Source organism: Photorhabdus sp. RW14-46, from assembly GCF_963887965.1.
Taxonomy (GTDB): domain Bacteria; phylum Pseudomonadota; class Gammaproteobacteria; order Enterobacterales; family Enterobacteriaceae; genus Photorhabdus; species Photorhabdus laumondii.
In genome coordinates this window covers 36,387-54,500 of record NZ_CAWPHH010000030.1, presented here as the reverse complement: position 1 = coordinate 54,500, position 18,114 = coordinate 36,387, and the positions used below count along the sequence as shown (strand labels likewise).

Below are 18,114 nucleotides of genomic sequence, written 5' to 3'. Positions count from 1 at the left end.
GAATTAACTGTTGTTCACTCTTCAAGACTTTAAAACGTATTTTTTTGTGATACGGTCTTGTGAGTGCCCACACAGATTGTCTGATTAATTGTTAAAGAGCAGGCTGACATAAAAAATAACATTCTCGTTCAGCCGGGCTGCGTATACTACGCTTTTCACCCGCAGAGTCAAGCACTTATTATCGCTTTCTCTGCCCGACCTCACAATGTTTATCAGCGTTGTGTCGGTCAGTGGTGGCGCATTATAGGGCGTTCTTTGACGCTGGCAAGCATTTAATTACAAAAAGAATCCATTCGAACATCAATTAAGCAAAAACAAGGCTAGATTGCGATTTAATGCGCAATATGATAAAAAAGAGGCAGTTTCCTGCCCCTTATCTCTCGTTAAATATAACGTTATTGCTTTGCTACGATATGGCTATTTTCCACATCCAGAGTAACTGGTTTTCCTGGCAATAGTTGGCCGGAAAGTATCTTTTGAGCTAGTGGGTTTTCGATTTCCTGCTGGATAGCTCGCTTCAATGGCCGTGCTCCGTAAACAGGATCGAACCCGGCTTCTGCCAATATTTCCAACGCTTGCTGAGTAATCGTAACCTGATAACCACGTTCTTCCAGTCGCTTGTATAAACGTTGCAATTGGATATCTGCAATCGCTGACAAATGCCGACGCCCTAATGGATGGAATACAACAGCTTCATCAATACGGTTAATAAATTCAGGTCTGAAATTATGGCTAACAATTCCCATCACTATATCTTTCATTTCATCATAATTTAGACTACCAAAACGCTCTTGGATCATGTCCGACCCGAGATTAGAAGTCATGATGACAACCGTGTTACGGAAATCGACAGTACGACCTTGCCCATCAGTCAATCGACCATCATCCAGCACCTGTAATAAGATATTGAATACATCCGAGTGCGCTTTTTCCACTTCATCAAGCAGAATAACGGAATAAGGTCGACGACGAACCGCTTCTGTTAGATAACCACCTTCTTCATAACCAACATATCCCGGCGGTGCTCCTACCAACCGTGATACGGCATGTTTTTCCATAAATTCAGACATATCGATACGCACCATCGCATCATCGCTGTCAAACAGGAAATTCGCTAACGCCTTACACAACTCAGTTTTACCAACACCGGTTGGACCAAGGAACAGGAATGAGCCAATCGGCCGGTTTGGATCAGCCAATCCAGCACGGCTACGGCGAATCGCATTAGATATTGCATTGACTGCCTCATCCTGACCAATGACACGTTTATGCAGCTCTTGCTCCATGCGCAACAGTTTATCTTTTTCACTCTCAAGCATTCTGGCAACAGGAATACCCGTCCAACGAGCAAGAATGTCTGCAATTTCCGCATCGGTAACTTTGTTACGAAGCAGTTTCATATGCTTACTTTCAGCTTGTGTGGCTGCGGCAAGTTGTTTTTCCAATCCAGGTATTTTTCCATACTGAATTTCAGACATCTTCGCTAAATCACCACTGCGGCGTGCCTGTTCTAAACTGATACGGGCATTTTCCAATTCCGCTTTTATGTGCTGAGTACCCGTAAGTGCTGCTTTTTCAGCTTTCCACTCTTCTTCTAGTTCAGAGTATTCGCGTTCTTTTACGAGCAGCTCTTCATTAAGCATTTCAAGCCGTTTTTTACTGGCATCATCAGACTCTTTTTTCAGCGCCTGCTGTTCCAACTTCAATTGGATAACCCGGCGTTCCAAACGGTCCAGCGCTTCCGGTTTTGAATCCATTTGCATACGTAAACTGGCACCCGCTTCATCGATCAAGTCGATAGCTTTATCCGGCAACATACGGTCCGAGATATAACGATGAGATAATGTTGCTGCCGCGACAATTGCAGGGTCGGTAATTTGTACATGATGATGTAACTCATAACGCTCTTTCAGACCGCGCAAAATAGCGATAGTGTCCTCTACGGAAGGTTCTGCAACATAGACTTTTTGGAAACGGCGTTCCAGCGCTGCATCTTTTTCAATATATTGACGATATTCATCCAGTGTTGTTGCACCAACACAGTGAAGTTCACCACGGGCCAAGGCGGGTTTTAACATGTTACCAGCATCCATTGCCCCATCAGCCTTACCGGCACCAACCATAGTATGCAATTCGTCAATAAACAGAATGACATTGCCTTCCTGTTTAGCAAGGTCATTCAACACACCTTTCAAACGCTCTTCGAATTCACCACGATATTTAGCCCCTGCTAACAGCGCGCCCATATCCAAGGAAAGGACTCGCTTATTTTTCAGCCCCTCAGGAACTTCACCATTAATGATTCGTTGAGCAAGCCCTTCCACAATGGCAGTTTTACCAACCCCGGGTTCACCAATTAAAACCGGGTTATTTTTGGTACGGCGTTGTAATACCTGAATGGTGCGGCGAATTTCTTCATCACGGCCAATCACCGGATCAAGTTTGCCTTGTTCAGCACGTTCAGTGAGATCAATAGTGTATTTTTTCAGGGCTTGGCGTTGATCTTCCGCTCCCTGATCATCAACTTTTTCACCACCACGCATTTGTTCTATTGCCTTAGTGATTTTTTCTTTTGTTGCGCCAACAGCTTTCAATATGTCACTTAATGTGCCACGTTCTTCCAATGCTGCCAGAACAAATAACTCAGAGGAGATAAAATTATCCCCGGCTTTTTGTGCCAGTTTGTCACACAGATTTAAATGACGAACTAAGTCATTGGATGGTTGTACATCACCACCAATACCCTGTACCCGCGGCAAGCGTTCTAAAGCCAGCTCAAGCTGATTGCTGAAACGGCCCGCATCGATTCCAATTGACGTTAATAATGGGCGAATAGAGCCACCCTCTTGTTTTAACAGTGAACTCATTAAGTGAATTGGTTCGATGAACTGATTATCATGCCCAAGTGCAAAGGACTGGGCGTCAGCGAGAGCAAGCTGGAATTTATTAGTAAGACGATCCAGACGCATAACACCTCCAATACTATTCAGAATTTTGCTACTGGAGATTAAATGAGGCCATTCCTCAAATATTCAAGGTTATTCTGAAAAGCAAATTGTGAGATATTCTCTCATGCGCCAACGGATCGCCCTACGGGATAGGTTATATCAGCCAGATTAAAGTTGCCATACGTCCGGTGATCCCATCACGACGATAAGAGAAAAATTTCTCTTTATTACTGACAGTACATTCATCCCCGCCAAAAATCGCTTTCACACCAACAGATTGCAATTTTAACTTTGCCAACAAATAGATATCCGCTAAATACTTTTCGCCAAAAGGTATAAAAGCTCGACTCAAATCAGCATGCTGGATAGTGAACGCGTGCAAAACTTCATTGCCCACTTCAAATTTTTCCGCACCAATTGCCGGCCCTAACCAAGCTTGGATCTGATGAGGTTTAGCGTTAAATTGAGCAATCGTGTTTTCCAGTACGCCGGCGCATAAACCTCGCCACCCCGCATGGGCAGCCGCAACCTCATCACCAGCCAAACTGCAAAATAGTACAGGCAGGCAATCTGCTGTCATCACAGCACAAACCTGCCCAGGAATATGGGTATAAACAGCATCAGCTCTATTATCTTCCAGTGGCTGACCATTGAGTCTCACAACACGCGTACAATGAACTTGTTCTAGCCAGACGGGTTGCTGAGGCAGTTCCGCCATTTTCGCTAGAATATGCCTGTTTTGTTCAACAACATCCGGTTTATCACCCACATGCTTACCCAGATTCAGGCTATCGTAAGGTGATAAACTTATTCCCCCTAAGCGGGTAGAACTACAGGCTTTTATTGTCGTCGGTTGTGGCCAGTTTGGAAAAATAAGCGAAGTCATTTACCAATCCATTTCGTCTTTAAACGCTTCTGCATCTGCTTTTAATGCCTTAATCAGCATCACCATATCGTCAGGTAATTCCGCATGCCATTCCATTTCAATGCCGGTTATCGGATGATAAAGACGTAGCATCGTGGCGTGCAATGCCTGACGATCAAAGTTACGCATTACCTCGCGAAACTCATCAGAAGCCCCTTTCAAAGGACGAGGACGACCACCATATAAAGGATCGCCCACCAATGGGTGACTAATATGGGCCATGTGAACACGTATCTGGTGCGTTCTACCGGTTTCCAGTCTCAGCCGCAGACGAGTATGTGCCCTAAAATGTTCCATTACCCGATAATGGGTAATAGCCGGTTTGCCCATTGGATGCACTGCCATATGTGTTCGTTTTGTTGGATGACGAGAAATTGGCTCTTCAACCATTCCACCCGCTGTCATACGACCTGTCGCCACCGCTTCATATTCACGGGTAATTTCGCGTAGTTGGAGTGATTCGACTAAACGCGTTTGAGCGGGAACCGTTTTAGCAATAACCATCAGCCCTGTCGTATCTTTATCAAGACGGTGAACAATGCCTGCCCGAGGGACATCGGCGATTTCAGGATAATGATATAACAGTGCATTCAATACCGTACCATCTGGGTTTCCTGCTCCCGGATGGACAACCAAATCACGCGATTTATTTATGACTAGAATGTCATCATCTTCATAGACAATATTTAACGCAATATTCTGAGGTTCCCAACGCGCATCTTCTTCAATGATGGCATCAATGGCAATTTCTTCACCTCCCAGCACTTTTTCTTTTGGCTTATTGATTAATTTGCCATTAACCTGAACTCTGTCATCCAAGATCCAATCTTTTATGCGTGATCTTGAATAATCAGGGAACAATTCAGCCAAAGCCTGATCTAAACGTTGACCGAGCTGAGATTCGGCGACTGTTGTATTAAGTCGTATTTGTTGTGCCATATATTGTTTCTACACTTACGTTGAGTTTTGACGGCAGAGCCGTTTAATTTAATATAGTGTGCTATTGTAACTCGATCTTTTGCCGGGAGCTTCATGGATAGTCTCCCAGAAAAACACTCAGAGGATAATCAACACGTGATGATACGCATAAAATATCTGGTGGCGGCAGCCACATTGAGCCTGGCACTTTCCGGGTGCGCTGGTAATAAGAATGCTGTCCCCGACAGCCCACCTGCGGAAATTTACTCTAAGGGTCAGGAAAAGCTGCAAAAAGGTAGCTATCCCGATGCGATCAAGCAATTGGAAACCCTCGATAATCGCTATCCATTTGGCCCCTATTCGCAGCAAGTACAACTCGATCTGATTTATGCTTATTATAAATCCTCTGACCTGCCAATGGCTCTCGCTTCTATTGACCGTTTCATACGCCTGAATCCAACTCACCCCAACATCGATTATGTTCTGTATATGCGTGGATTAACTTCACAAGCATTGGATAACAGTCCATTGCAAAGTTTCTTCGGCATTGACCACTCAGATCGTGATCCTGAACACGCCAGGGTAGCATTCAAGGATTTTAGTCAATTAGTACGTTATCATCCTAACAGCCTGTATACTGCCGATGCTATTAAGCGTTTAATGTTTATCAAAGAGCGCCTGGCAAAATATGAACTTTCTGTTGTGGAATATTATAACAAACGTGGTGCCTATGTCGCGGTGGTAAATCGAATTGAACAAATGTTACGTGATTACCCTGATACACAGTCAACTCTCGAAGCGCTGCCTTACATGAAAAGCGCTTATACACATTTAGGTTTAATCGCTCAGGCAGATAAAGTAGCAAAACTCATTGCTGCTAATCCGGTATAAAAAAGCAGACAATAAAACAGCGGTTGGTGCCGCTGTTTTATTTTTACTTATCAAATCCCAAAAAGACCGCTTATCAATTAGGATGAATAAAAGACTCAACTTGTCAATAGTGTCTCATTAGCTTCAATCCTGCAATAGATATTCTCCGTATTTTTACCACTAATCACAATTACTTCAACTAGTTGTCTCATACCTGATCAAATAGTGATTTAGATCACCTTTTTCATGAAAAAGAAATGTATGCTGAAATTATTGAAGGTGGATAATCAATAATGAGAGGTAACTATATGATAGTGAATATTACCAGCAAACAAATGGAGATTACCCCGGCAATTCGCAACCACGTCGAAAAACGGTTAAACAAACTAAATAAATGGCGAGTAAATCTAATAAATCCTCATATTATTCTATCAAAAGGGCCTCAAATTTTTAGGGCTGATGCAACCATAAGTACACCAAATGGTATGTTAGTTGCCGGTGCAAAGCATGAAGATATGTATATTGCTATCAATGAATTATTAACAAAACTGGAGCGCCAATTGAATAAAGTACAGCATAAGGGAGAAGCACGCCGTACTGACAACAGTGTTAAAGAATCAAACCTTAATCTAGAAACACCACTAGAAACAGAACCAGAAATATCACAATAAAATAACAATGACTTGCCTCTAACGCGTCCAATTTGGACGCGTTTTTTGTTGACAGAAACAACAACATAAGGTTAATTAACAAAAACCACCGTAAACCCTTATCCAGTGCGGACGGCTGCCGATAACATGGGAAGCTTCGCCCGATTGAGCAAAGAGCAGTCACACAAACTATGAATATGAGAATATGATGAATACAGCGCCTCCCCATCGGGAGGCTTTTTTCTGTCCATTGCAAACCTAATTATTATCAGAATGTAAGGAACCCATTTATGGATCAAAATAATTTGCTGAAAATACGGGAAAAAGTCAGCGAACTTGATTTAAAGTTACTGATTTTATTAGCAGAGCGTCGCCAATTAGCTTTTGATATTGCCCAAACTAAGTTACAGGATAATCGCCCTATCAGAGACAAGGATCGCGAACGAGAACTACTAGATGTTCTGATTAAAAAAGGAAAAAGCTACGGGCTTGATGGCTTTTATATTTCTCGTCTCTTTCAGATGATCATTGAAGATTCCGTCCTCACTCAACAAGCATTATTGCAGCAACACCTAAATCAAACACCCCAAGATTCAGCACGTATTGCATTCCTCGGTCCTAGAGGTTCCTACTCTCATATCGCAGCCCGCCAATATGCCGCCCGCCATTTCAATCAATTAATTGAATGTAGCTGCCATAAGTTCCAGGATATCTTCTCCTTGGTTGAAACAGGCCAAGCGGATTACGGAATGTTACCCATTGAAAATACCAGCTCGGGTTCCATCAATGATGTTTATGACTTATTGCAACATACCAATTTGTCAATTGTGGGAGAAATAACCATTCCTATTAACCATTGCCTACTCGTTGCAACAGACACAACGCTATCGGAGATCAAAACGGTTTACAGTCACCCTCAACCATTCCAACAATGTAGCCAATATATTAATCAATTCCCGCATTGGAAAATTAAATATTGCGAAAGCACTGCCGCAGCGATGCAAAAAGTCGCCGAACAGAATTCACCAGAAATTGCAGCTTTAGGGAGTGAAGCAGGCGGTGCACTTTATCAGTTACAGGTTCTGGAACAGAATCTCGCAAATCAATCACATAATATTACTCGTTTTATTATTGTTGCCCGTCAGCCTATCGAAGTTGCAGAACAAGTACCGGCCAAAACGACATTTATTATGGCAACCGGACAGCAGGCAGGAGCACTGGTAGATGCGCTAATGGTGCTGAAAAAACATAATATTATTATGAGTAAACTGGAATCCCGCCCGATCAACGGAAATCCGTGGGAAGAGATGTTTTATATTGATGTCCAAGCTAATATTCGTTCAATTAATATGCAACACGTTCTGAAAGCATTGGCGAAAATCACTCATTCATTAAAGGTATTGGGATGTTACCCTACAGAAAGCGTGGTACCGGTTAACCCCTCCTGATTAAAAAGAACCGGGTATTAAAATATCCGGTTCAGATTATTGGCTTTTAATATTTTGATTATCAATGAGAAAACTTTTACTGCCTTTAACCTTCGGTTTAAAGGCTTTTTATTTATTTCGTAAACCCCGACTTTCTCAGGCTAAATAATATAAGTTATCGTTTTTCGTGCCATCTGAAAATAAGGAATTAAAAAACTCCCACTTATTCACGTAGGATAAATACGTTTTATCTGAATGTGATAAAACCGGTGTTAATAAAAACCACGTTTTATCTATCACCACGGTTTTAAAACCTGGGAAAAAACGGCAAGCATATCGTGAAAAAGAAGGCAAAAACTTTAATCATTAAAGGTAAAACAGAAATGATTAAAGTTTTTTTAAAGCAAGTAAAAAATCCGGTGTTATACTGACACCGGAAGAGAAAACATCAGAAAAGACAAGTTTTAAACTTATTAACAAGGTGACAAAATGACAACATTAACCATAGAACAAGAATATGAGATTGTATCAAAACATTTATCAAGAATGTCCGTGTTAAGAAGATTTGCTCAAACAAAAGATGTTGAATGGTTAGAAGATGTTTACAAAGCATTAGAGGTAGTCGTTCAAGACAGCAAAGAAACCTTCAGATTAATGAGTTTAGAAGCGGAACAAAAAGAACAAAAACGTTTAGAAATATTAAGGCTGATTGAAGAAACCGGCCTTAATCTTAAAACCATTAACATACCTATTACCCTCTCTGATTTTAAACCTAAAAAATCAAATGCAGGAAAAGGAAAGACGAGAAAACCTAAGTATCAGTTTAACGAGAATGGAGAAGTTAAATACTGGTCAGGAAACGGAAAAAAACCATCAGGTTTACAAAAACTACTCAATGAAGGTCATTCATTAAATGAATTTTTAATTAAAAAATAAAAAACCTCAGAATGAGAATAACCTCACAAGTTTTAATCTTATTTACTTTCCTTTTTTGCTTGCATTCGCTTTTTGGGGCGTTCGCAAGCGCCTTTTTATCGGTGATTAACTCGGTTATTAATCAAAAAAGTGTTAAAAAAACAGGTATCCATTAATGCCAAATTTTTAAAAAGTAAGGGGCATCTAAATAAATCCTATTCCCGCCATATTTAATTTATTCATCAGCGATGCTATATCCCAATTATTTTACGAAGCAAGTTATAAAAATAACGCAATAAAAAAGGGTAAAACATGGTTAAAACCGTATGCCGATTAAACCCAGAAGTTAACACCATGACGTTTAATAATAATTTAAAAACTGCCGTTCATAAAACTATCAGTAAAAAATAAGAAATAAAAACCGGTTTTGTTAATGCTTAAAACGAATATGATTAATATTCATTGAGCGTAAAACACCAACATACCATGATAGTTAAACTTTAATAAAAAAGGCATTAAAAGAGGGAAAAACAACTGTTAAAAAGGGGGGTTAAAACACGATTAAAACCGTATACCGATTAAATCCAGAAGTTAACACCATGACGTTTAATAATAATTTAAAAACTGCCCATCGTAAAACCATCAGTAAAAAATAAGAAATAAAAACCGGTTTTTTTAATGCTTAAAACGAATATGATTAATATTCATTGAGCGTAAAACACCGACATACCATGATGGTTAAACTTAGTAAAAAAGGGCATTAAAAGAGGGAAAAACAACTGTTAAAAAAGGGGGGGGGGTTAAAACACAATTAAAATCGTATGCCGATTAAACCCAGAAGTTAACACCATGACGTTTAATAATAATTTAAAAACTGCCCATCGTAAAACCATCAGTAAAAAATAAGAAATAAAAATCGATTTTGTTAATGCTTAAAACGAATATGATTAATATTCATTGAGCGTAAAACACCAACATACCATGATGGTTAAACTTTAATAAAAAAGGCATTAAAAGAGGGAAAAACAACTGTTAAAAGGGGGGTTAAAACACGATTAAAATCGTATGCCGATTAAACCCAGAAGTTAACACCATGACGTTTAATAATAATTTAAAAACTGCCCATCGTAAAACCATCAGTAAAAAATAAGAAATAAAAACCGGTTTTGTTAATGCTTAAAACGAATATGATTAATATTCATTGAGCGTAAAATACCAACATACCATGATGGTTAAACTTTAATAAAAAAGGCATTAAAAGAGGGAAAAACAACTGTTAAAAGGGGGGGTTAAAACACGATTAAAATCGTATGCCGATTAAACCCATAAGTTAACACCATGACGTTTAATAATAATTTAAAAACTGCCGATCATAAAACTATCAGCGATAAATAAGAAATAAAAACTGACTTTATCAATGCTTACATACCTCGAAAAAAGACAAATGAAAATATGAATAGGTTTATCCGTTTACCAGAAAATATATCTCCAAAAAGAAGCCGTCTTTAATAACGTTTTCAACCGGAGAATAAATCCCCCTAAACCAGTTAAATAATCGATGTAACAAAATCCGCAAATAAATAATTTAACCAAATAATAACTCAGTTACTTTCGGGGTTATTAGTCAACAAAAAGAACCGGATATTGTCATATCCAGTTATTTTTAATTATTGGCGACTATCATTCGCTTGTTGAAGCAATACCCTGCTTTCCCTCATAAAACGAGGTGCATAATCACCAAACCATTCACTAACATCTTCAAAACTGCTGACAAAAGCCCGTTTGTCCTGGCTTTCCAATATCTCTAACGCTTGTCCAAAACTTTGATGATAACGGCGTATAAGATCAATATTCTCTGGTGATGACATAATAATATCCGCGTAGAGCTGGGGATCTTGCGCAAATAAGCGCCCGACCATGATCAATTCCAAACGGTAAATAGGTGAAGATATTGATAACAGTTGTTGTAAATCCGCCCCTTCCTGTGCGAGATGTTGCCCATAAGCAAATGTCGTGAAATGGCGCAACGCCTGAATAAAGCTCATGTTTTTATCATGCTGTTCAGGGCTCATTTGATGCAAGCAAGCCCCCCAAATTAACAACTGTTCTAAAAACCATTGATAAGCTTCCTCTTGACGTCCGTCACAGTAAACAACAACTTGTTTTACCAAACTACCGACATCCGGCCCAAACATAGGATGTAATCCCAACACTGGACCTTTATGCACATCAAGCATAGCCTGTAATGGCTGCTGTTTAACGGACGCTAAGTCCACCAAAATGCAATGGTCAGGTAATGGCGGTAAACGGCGAATAACTTCTTCTGTCAAATGAATAGGTACACTGATAATCACCATCCCCACTCCCGCCAGAATTTGTTCCGCGTTAGGCCAATCTTGTGGTTCCAGATTTCTGACTTCATAACCAGACAAAGTTAACAAACGGCCAAATAGTTTCCCCATTTTGCCCAAGCCACCAACAATGACTATCGGCCCCAATTGAGGGCAAAGCGTTTTAAACCCTTTGTTATTCTCACTGGTATAAGACTCCCGCATAATGCGGCGCAGAATATCCTCAATTAAATCCGGTGGAACACCAAACTCTTCGGCCTCCTGCCGACGTGAAGCAAGCATCGCCATTTCTCTGTCAGGTGCATAAATTGACAGCCCATTCTGACTTTTTACCTCACCAATCTCTGCAACCAATTCCAGACGCTTTGCCAGCAAGCCCAGCAAAGCTTTATCCACTTCATCAATCTTATCCCGCAATTGAGATAATTCAGCCGCCATATTTATTATCCCGCTTTTTTCAATACTGCCATTCTTTGCGACAATTGCATGCTAATTTGCTGATGTAATTTTCTTAGAACTGCTTCTGTCGTCTGCCAACTAATACACGCGTCAGTGACTGATACACCATATTTCATTTCACTACGCGGTTGCTCAGAAGATTGGTTACCTTCATTAATATGGCTCTCCAACATAATGCCAGTAATAGATTGATTACCTGAAATGATCTGATCCGCAACAGAATCTACAACCAAACTTTGGCGCCGAAAATCCTTATTAGAGTTACCATGACTACAATCAATCATCAAGGATGGCAATAATCCAGCCTGCATCATTTGCTGTTCACATTCCATTACATGTTGAGCACTGTAATTAGGGGTCTTACCACCACGCAAGATAATATGTCCATTCGGGTTTCCTTGCGTTTGTAATAAACACACCTGCCCCGACTGGTTTATTCCCACAAAACGATGTGGCATAGCGGCTGCACACATCGCATTAATTGCCGTGTTCAAGCTACCGTCAGTCCCATTTTTGAAACCAACCGGCATAGATAAACCTGAAGCCATTTCCCGGTGTGTCTGGGATTCTGTGGTTCTCGCACCAATTGCAGACCAACTGAATAAATCCCCCAAATATTGTGGGCTATTCGGATCTAAAGCTTCTGTTGCAAGAGGCAATCCCATTTTCACTAAACTAAGTAGTAAGCGGCGGGCAATATGCAGGCCAGCTTCCACATCAAATGAACCATCCATGTATGGATCATTAATAAGACCTTTCCAACCCACTGTTGTTCGAGGCTTTTCAAAATAGACACGCATGACAATGTACAAGCTATCACTCAATTCAGCAGAAAGAGCGGCCAAACGGTGAGCATAATCCAGCGCCGCATCCACGTCATGAATAGAGCAAGGGCCACACACTACCAGCAAACGGGGATCACGGCGCTGAATAATATCCGCAATTGTTTTACGTGCATTTGCAATAACATGCAGATCATCATCACTCAGTGGGTATTGTTGCTTTAATTCTTTTGGGGTGATAAGAATTTGCTCACCACTGATGTGAACGTTATTAAGTGCATCTCTTTGCATGAACATGTCGATTTTCTCCTCAAATTATCATTCTGTACTCATTTGTTTTTATGCATTTGACCAATAACATATCACGCGTCGTAAAGAATACAATCCAAAAGTGTAAACAAATCCAAAACACTGTAAATTATTGTTTACAAAAAATAAAAAAAGAGTCAATTTAGTGATAAATCTATTCTATAACTAATTAATAAGATTAAAATTATTTCATATATATACCCTATGGATTTCAAGATGCATCGCGACGGCAAGGGAGTGAATCCCCGGGAGCATAGATAACGATGTGACCGGGGTGAGCGAGTGCAGCCAACAAAGAGGCAACTTGAAGGATAACGGGTATAAAAATATTAGAAATGGTTATCTTAAAATAAAATTAATATCAAAACACAAAATAGAAATATTTTATGATTATTAACCCTTTATTTCCCATTTAAAATCATCAGGTAAAAATATATTTACCTCATTTTCATTATTAAAAATAGATAATATCAACAATCTTATTTTATATTTCACATAAAGTTACTGAATAGTGCCCATAAAATATTATGAAAATTATATTGTGATGAAAAAATTTATATCACTCTTTTAAATTTAATACACTAGGGCCGGAAAATCCGGCCTCTTTATTAAAATACCTGTTACACAGATTAAAGTAATTGTTACAAAGCTTGCTGTAAAAAAGCAATTAATTCCTGATTAACTTTATAGGGTTGCTCCAATGTAGAAATATGCCCTGCATCCTGGATAATAATATGATCACAGTGCAATATTTCAGCCATCAAATAACCCTCCAGAGGCGGGCGAGGCGTATCTTGTTCACCAGTAATAACAAGTGACGGAATATCTAATTTTTCCAACAAATGAGTTCTATCTTCACGCCCAAATATTATTCTACCTAACGGAACAATACTATTGCGCAATATTTCCGCAGGAATGGCGACCAGACGCTGAGTTAATTCATCAACCAAATGCTGAGCCGGTTGCTGGCTAAAGAAGGCTGGCACTATCTGCTGTTGCAAAATAGATTGAGGAATTGCACCAACCTGCTCTATCGCATCCAACATGGCAACGTATTTTGTATAAGTCACTTCAGGTTCTAATCCGACAAAGGTATCCATCAAAACCAGTGCTTTAACTCTGTCCGGTGCCATATCGACCAACTCAATTCCCCACATACCACCAGCAGATAAGCCAATGATAGCGAATTCTTCAATGCCAAGTTGATCCATCAACGCCAGGTAATCCCGAGCTAAATCAGCCAAAGTGCTATGTTGTTCCGGTAACTCTTCCGAGTTTCCATGCCCCCAGAGATCAGGAGCAATCACCCGGTATTGTTTACTTAACGCCTCGATCTGAGGTGCCCACATAGTAGAATCAAACAAATAGCTATGTCCCAATAATAACGGGAAACCTTCACCTTCATCTCGGTAAGCCATTTTTTTGTTATGTATTTGAAAAGTTTTCAAAGCAAATCCTTATAGTCAGTTAATCACGTCTGAAATTATTCTATACCCGTCATCTTTCAAGTTGCTTCTTTGTTGGCTGCACTCACTCACCCCGGTCACATAGTTATCTATGCTCCCGGGGATTCGTTCCCTTGCCGCCGCGATGCATCTTGAAATCCATAGGGTATAAGACTCTCAAAATAATTGTCTTTAAGATTATTACGATCTGATAATAATGTATTGCCGAATAATTTATCGATGAGTAAACATCCTTCTTCATAAAAGGCAACATTGATTTCGTTCCTGAAGAGCGTAATAAAAAACCCTCCCAAAACCCACCCGCATTCAACCTGATTCTTCACTACAGTCATTAAAAATATAGCAGAGCCAAAACCAAATTGATGACCACGCCCGCAAAATACAGTTTAAATTGACAAAACGCAGTTTTAAATTGAGCGTAAAAAAAGAGGCCAGCACAATTGCTGACCTCTTTAATGATAACTTTCGGATGTAACGAAAGCGTATTATTTACTGTTCAGACGCTCTTTAATACGAGCAGCTTTACCAGAACGCTCACGCAGATAGTACAATTTAGCTCTACGAACAGCACCACGACGTTTAACGTTAATGCTGTCTACGACTGGGGAGTGAGTCTGGAATACACGCTCAACACCTTCGCCGTTAGAAACTTTGCGAACAGTGAATGCAGAGTGCAGACCGCGGTTACGGATAGCGATAACCACGCCCTCGAATGCCTGCAGACGTTTCTTAGCACCTTCTACGACCCATACCTTAACTTCCACGGAATCACCCGGACGGAATGAAGGTACGTCTTGCTTCATCTGCTCTTGTTCTAGTTGTTTAATAATGTTGCTCATAATAATTCTCTTACCCTAGGTAAACTGATATATCAGAGACATTCCCTTCGGGGATATGTCTGGATTAATTAGTTGCTTCAGTTAGATGTTCCCGTTGGAACTCTGTTAGCAATATCCTTTGCTCGTCAGTCAGAGCTAGGTTTTCCAGAAGTTCAGGTCTTCTAAGCCAGGTCCGGCCAAGCGATTGTTTCATCCGCCAGCGATTAATTTCAGCATGATTTCCAGACAGCAATACGGGTGGAACTTCCATACCATCTAATACCTCCGGGCGAGTATAGTGCGGACAATCCAGCAATCCATCAGCAAAAGAGTCCTCCTCCGCTGATGCCTGATGCCCCAGAACGCCCGGAACGAACCGAGAAACTGAGTCAATCATCGTCATTGCAGGGATTTCACCACCGCTGAGCACGTAATCACCGATAGACCACTCTTCGTCAATCTCGGTTTGGATCACCCGCTCATCTATCCCTTCATAGCGGCCACAAATCAAAATCAGTTTTTCATTTGTTGCCAGCTCACAAACCCCTTGTTGGTTGAGTTTGCGCCCCTGAGGTGAAAGATAAATCACTTTTGCACCTTCGCCTGCCGCAGTTTTTGCTGCATGAATGGCTTCCCGTAAAGGCTGAACCATCATCAACATGCCTGGACCACCGCCATAAGGCCGATCGTCAACGGTACGATGCCGGTCATAGGTAAAATCCCGTGGATTCCAGCATTCAATACTTAACAGGCCATTTTTCACTGCCCGGCCAGTTACCCCATAATCGGTTATTGCGCGGAACATTTCAGGAAACAGGCTAATAACCCCAATCCACATTATCGCGTCCCACTCATTTCAACCGCTTATAACCGGAGTTTAAAAACCAGGATCCCAATCTACTTCAATAGTTTTAGTAGCGAGATCGACTTTCTTGATAACCTGCCCATCAAGAAACGGAATTAGCCGTTCCTTGACACCGAATGCATCTTTCAGGTTTGCTTTAACTACCATTACGTCGTTAGAACCGGTTTCCATCATGTCATTGACAGTCCCCAAGTTATAACCTGCGGTGCTGATTACCTGGCAGCCTATTAAGTCTTTCCAGTAGTAATCACCCGTATCCAGCTCTGGCAGTTGTTCTGAATCTACAATAATTTCGCAATTAGTCAGTGAATTCGCAGCATCCAGATCATCAATACCTTTAATTTTGATGATCATATCCTGATTGTGGTGTTTCCAAGCTTCCAGTTCGATGTGTTGCCACCGACCCGCTCGTTGAATAAACCACGGTTGATACGCAAAAATGTCTTCGGCATGTTCGGTGGAAGAAAAAACTCTGAGCCAACCACGAATACCATACGTTGAACCCAGTTTTCCCAATACAATTGGGTTTACAGGAAGTTCAATACAGGTTTGCTTGCTCATAGTTACCACCGCGACAGATTAAGCTACTTTTTTGGCGTCTTTGATCAGTGTAGAAACACGATCAGACACAGTTGCACCCAGACCAATCCAATGTTCAATACGGTCCAGATCTAAACGTAATGCTTCTGCTTTCCCTGTTGCAATAGGGTTGAAGAAGCCAACACGCTCGATAAAGCGACCATCACGCGGGCTGCGGCTATCGGTCACGACTACTTGGTAAAACGGACGCTTTTTGGCGCCGCCACGAGCTAAACGAATTGTTACCATAACATCCTCATTAGTTAACAAAACAACCAGACTTCATCGAGGAACGAAGTCCGGTTGTCAGATAAAAAGCCCGAAAAGTTTACTCACTTTGGCGCAAAAAGCAATCCAAAGTGGATATTCTTCGAGACTTTATCGATTAACGGCCCATAAATCCGGGTGGCATCATGCCTTTCATACCACGCATCATTTTTGCCAGACCGCCTTTTTTCATCTTTTTCATCATGCGCTGCATTTCATCGAATTGTTTAAGCAAGCGGTTAACATCCTGAACCTGAGTGCCCGAACCACTGGCAATACGACGTTTACGAGAACCTTTGATTATTTCTGGTTTTTGTCGCTCTTTACGCGTCATGGAATTGATAATCGCTTCCATTTTCACCAGAATTTTATCATCCATCTGGGATTTCACTGCATCTGGCACTTGAGACATCCCCGGCATTTTGCTTAACATGCTGGCCATTCCCCCCATGTTACGCATCTGCTTTAGCTGATCTAGAAAATCATTTAAATCGAAGCCGTCACCTTTTTTTAATTTAGAAGCCAATTTTTCGGCCTGAGTGCGATCGACTTTACTTTCAATCTCTTCAATCAGGGAGAGGACATCACCCATTCCAAGGATGCGAGAGGCAATACGATCCGGATGGAATGGCTCCAGTGCATCCGTTTTTTCACCAACACCCAGAAATTTAATCGGCTTACCGGTAATATGACGGATGGATAGCGCAGCACCGCCACGGGCATCACCATCGACTTTCGTTAACACGACACCCGTCAGTGGCAATGCTTCATTGAAAGCTTTCGCGGTATTAGCCGCATCCTGCCCCGTCATTGCATCAACAACAAATAGGGTTTCTACTGGATTGATGGCTTTATGAACCTGCTTGATTTCATCCATCATAGCTTCGTCAACATGCAGACGACCCGCCGTATCCACCAAAAGCACATCATAGAATTTCAATTTGGCGTGCTGTACCGCTTGAGTCACGATATCAACGGGTTTTTCCTGAGCATCAGAAGGGTAGAAATCAATACCAACTGCCTGCGCCAAGGTTTCAAGCTGTTTGATAGCCGCTGGACGATAGACGTCAGCAGATACCACCAAAACTTTTTTCTTCTGTTTTCCTTTCAGAAAGCTGCCTAGCTTGGCAACGCTGGTCGTTTTACCTGCACCTTGTAGACCTGCCATTAATACGACAGCAGGCGGCTGAGTAGAAAGATTCAGTTCACTGTTAACTTCACCCATCGCCTTAACGAGTTCATTCTGAACAATTTTGACAAACTCTTGCCCGGGAGTCAGGCTTTTATTAACCTCGTGGCCTACCGCGCTCTCTTTAACACATGAAATAAAATCACGCACTACAGGCAATGCGACGTCAGCTTCAAGTAAAGCCATGCGAACTTCACGCAGTGTCTCTTTAATATTATCTTCGGTCAGTCGCCCACGGCCACTGATATTGCGCAATGTGCGCGATAGTCTGTCGGTTAAATTATCAAACATTGTCTCTGCTCAATTTTTAAAAATGGGCTACCTGTAAGGCGTATTCCGCAAATTATAACACGATGGAAAGGGATCTCTGCACAGA

At 41.1% G+C, this 18,114-nt stretch carries 16 protein-coding genes; 5 read left to right on the top strand and 11 right to left on the bottom strand.

Translation table 11 applies throughout. The features are described 5' to 3' along the window. Positions 1-395: 395 nt before the first annotated feature. The 3 genes from clpB to rluD all read right to left on the bottom strand — a co-directional run bounded on the left by clpB (position 396) and on the right by rluD (position 4,812). Complete coding sequence (clpB, locus tag AACQ38_RS19095; protein ID WP_011145594.1) at positions 396-2,969, bottom strand: ATP-dependent chaperone ClpB; 2,574 nt, start codon at positions 2,967-2,969, stop codon at positions 396-398. A 133-nt stretch (positions 2,970-3,102) separates the two neighbouring features. Then, entirely contained in the window at positions 3,103-3,834 is a 732-nt protein-coding gene (gene yfiH / locus AACQ38_RS19090) for a purine nucleoside phosphorylase YfiH (RefSeq protein WP_165578823.1), read from the bottom strand. After that, on the bottom strand, positions 3,835-4,812 hold the full coding sequence (gene rluD / locus AACQ38_RS19085) for a 23S rRNA pseudouridine(1911/1915/1917) synthase RluD (protein ID WP_011145592.1): 978 nt from the start codon (positions 4,810-4,812) through the stop codon (positions 3,835-3,837). Positions 4,813-4,950: 138 nt separating this feature from the next. Here rluD and bamD point away from each other — a divergent pair, with 138 nt between their 5' ends. The 4 genes from bamD (at position 4,951) to AACQ38_RS19065 (ending at position 8,674) form a co-directional block, all read left to right on the top strand. Beyond that, positions 4,951-5,682 (top strand): outer membrane protein assembly factor BamD, encoded by a 732-nt coding sequence (gene bamD, locus AACQ38_RS19080; RefSeq protein ID WP_041380725.1) that lies wholly within the window; start codon positions 4,951-4,953, stop codon positions 5,680-5,682. A 287-nt stretch (positions 5,683-5,969) separates the two neighbouring features. After that, positions 5,970-6,332, top strand: coding sequence for a ribosome-associated translation inhibitor RaiA (gene raiA, locus AACQ38_RS19075; protein WP_011145590.1), 363 nt, complete (start codon positions 5,970-5,972; stop codon positions 6,330-6,332). Positions 6,333-6,601: 269 nt separating this feature from the next. Then, complete coding sequence (pheA, locus tag AACQ38_RS19070) at positions 6,602-7,759, top strand: bifunctional chorismate mutase/prephenate dehydratase (protein WP_011145589.1); 1,158 nt, start codon at positions 6,602-6,604, stop codon at positions 7,757-7,759. Positions 7,760-8,227: 468 nt separating this feature from the next. Further along, positions 8,228-8,674: an H-NS histone family protein gene (locus AACQ38_RS19065; RefSeq protein WP_113025207.1), complete on the top strand. Its 447-nt coding sequence runs from the start codon at positions 8,228-8,230 to the stop codon at positions 8,672-8,674. Between the two features lie 1,646 nt (positions 8,675-10,320). Here the strand turns inward: AACQ38_RS19065 and tyrA are convergent. After that, positions 10,321-11,442, bottom strand: a complete 1,122-nt coding sequence (tyrA, locus tag AACQ38_RS19060) for a bifunctional chorismate mutase/prephenate dehydrogenase (protein WP_011145587.1) — start codon at positions 11,440-11,442, stop codon at positions 10,321-10,323. 5 nt (positions 11,443-11,447) lie between these two features. Continuing rightward, complete coding sequence (locus tag AACQ38_RS19055) at positions 11,448-12,542, bottom strand: 3-deoxy-7-phosphoheptulonate synthase (RefSeq protein WP_058588542.1); 1,095 nt, start codon at positions 12,540-12,542, stop codon at positions 11,448-11,450. Positions 12,543-12,819: 277 nt separating this feature from the next. Between AACQ38_RS19055 and AACQ38_RS19050 the strand changes: the two genes are divergently transcribed. Next, positions 12,820-12,951, top strand: coding sequence for a hypothetical protein (locus tag AACQ38_RS19050; protein ID WP_278249262.1), 132 nt, complete (start codon positions 12,820-12,822; stop codon positions 12,949-12,951). 244 nt (positions 12,952-13,195) lie between these two features. Here the strand turns inward: AACQ38_RS19050 and AACQ38_RS19045 are convergent, their stop codons facing one another. The 6 genes from AACQ38_RS19045 to ffh all read right to left on the bottom strand — a co-directional run bounded on the left by AACQ38_RS19045 (position 13,196) and on the right by ffh (position 18,029). Beyond that, positions 13,196-14,002, bottom strand: coding sequence for an alpha/beta fold hydrolase (locus tag AACQ38_RS19045; protein ID WP_011145585.1), 807 nt, complete (start codon positions 14,000-14,002; stop codon positions 13,196-13,198). A gap of 503 nt (positions 14,003-14,505) precedes the next feature. Continuing rightward, a complete protein-coding gene (gene rplS, locus AACQ38_RS19040; RefSeq protein ID WP_011145584.1) occupies positions 14,506-14,859 on the bottom strand; it encodes a 50S ribosomal protein L19 in 354 nt (117 codons plus the stop codon). Positions 14,860-14,923: 64 nt separating this feature from the next. Continuing rightward, positions 14,924-15,676 carry a tRNA (guanosine(37)-N1)-methyltransferase TrmD gene (gene trmD, locus AACQ38_RS19035; protein ID WP_165578822.1) on the bottom strand — a complete coding sequence of 251 codons (753 nt, stop codon included), beginning with the start codon at positions 15,674-15,676 and terminating at the stop codon, positions 14,924-14,926. 39 nt (positions 15,677-15,715) lie between these two features. After that, positions 15,716-16,264, bottom strand: a complete 549-nt coding sequence (gene rimM, locus AACQ38_RS19030) for a ribosome maturation factor RimM (protein ID WP_011145582.1) — start codon at positions 16,262-16,264, stop codon at positions 15,716-15,718. An 18-nt stretch (positions 16,265-16,282) separates the two neighbouring features. After that, positions 16,283-16,531, bottom strand: coding sequence for a 30S ribosomal protein S16 (gene rpsP, locus AACQ38_RS19025; RefSeq protein WP_011145581.1), 249 nt, complete (start codon positions 16,529-16,531; stop codon positions 16,283-16,285). Between the two features lie 136 nt (positions 16,532-16,667). After that, on the bottom strand, positions 16,668-18,029 hold the full coding sequence (gene ffh / locus AACQ38_RS19020; RefSeq protein ID WP_011145580.1) for a signal recognition particle protein: 1,362 nt from the start codon (positions 18,027-18,029) through the stop codon (positions 16,668-16,670). Positions 18,030-18,114 lie beyond the last annotated feature (85 nt).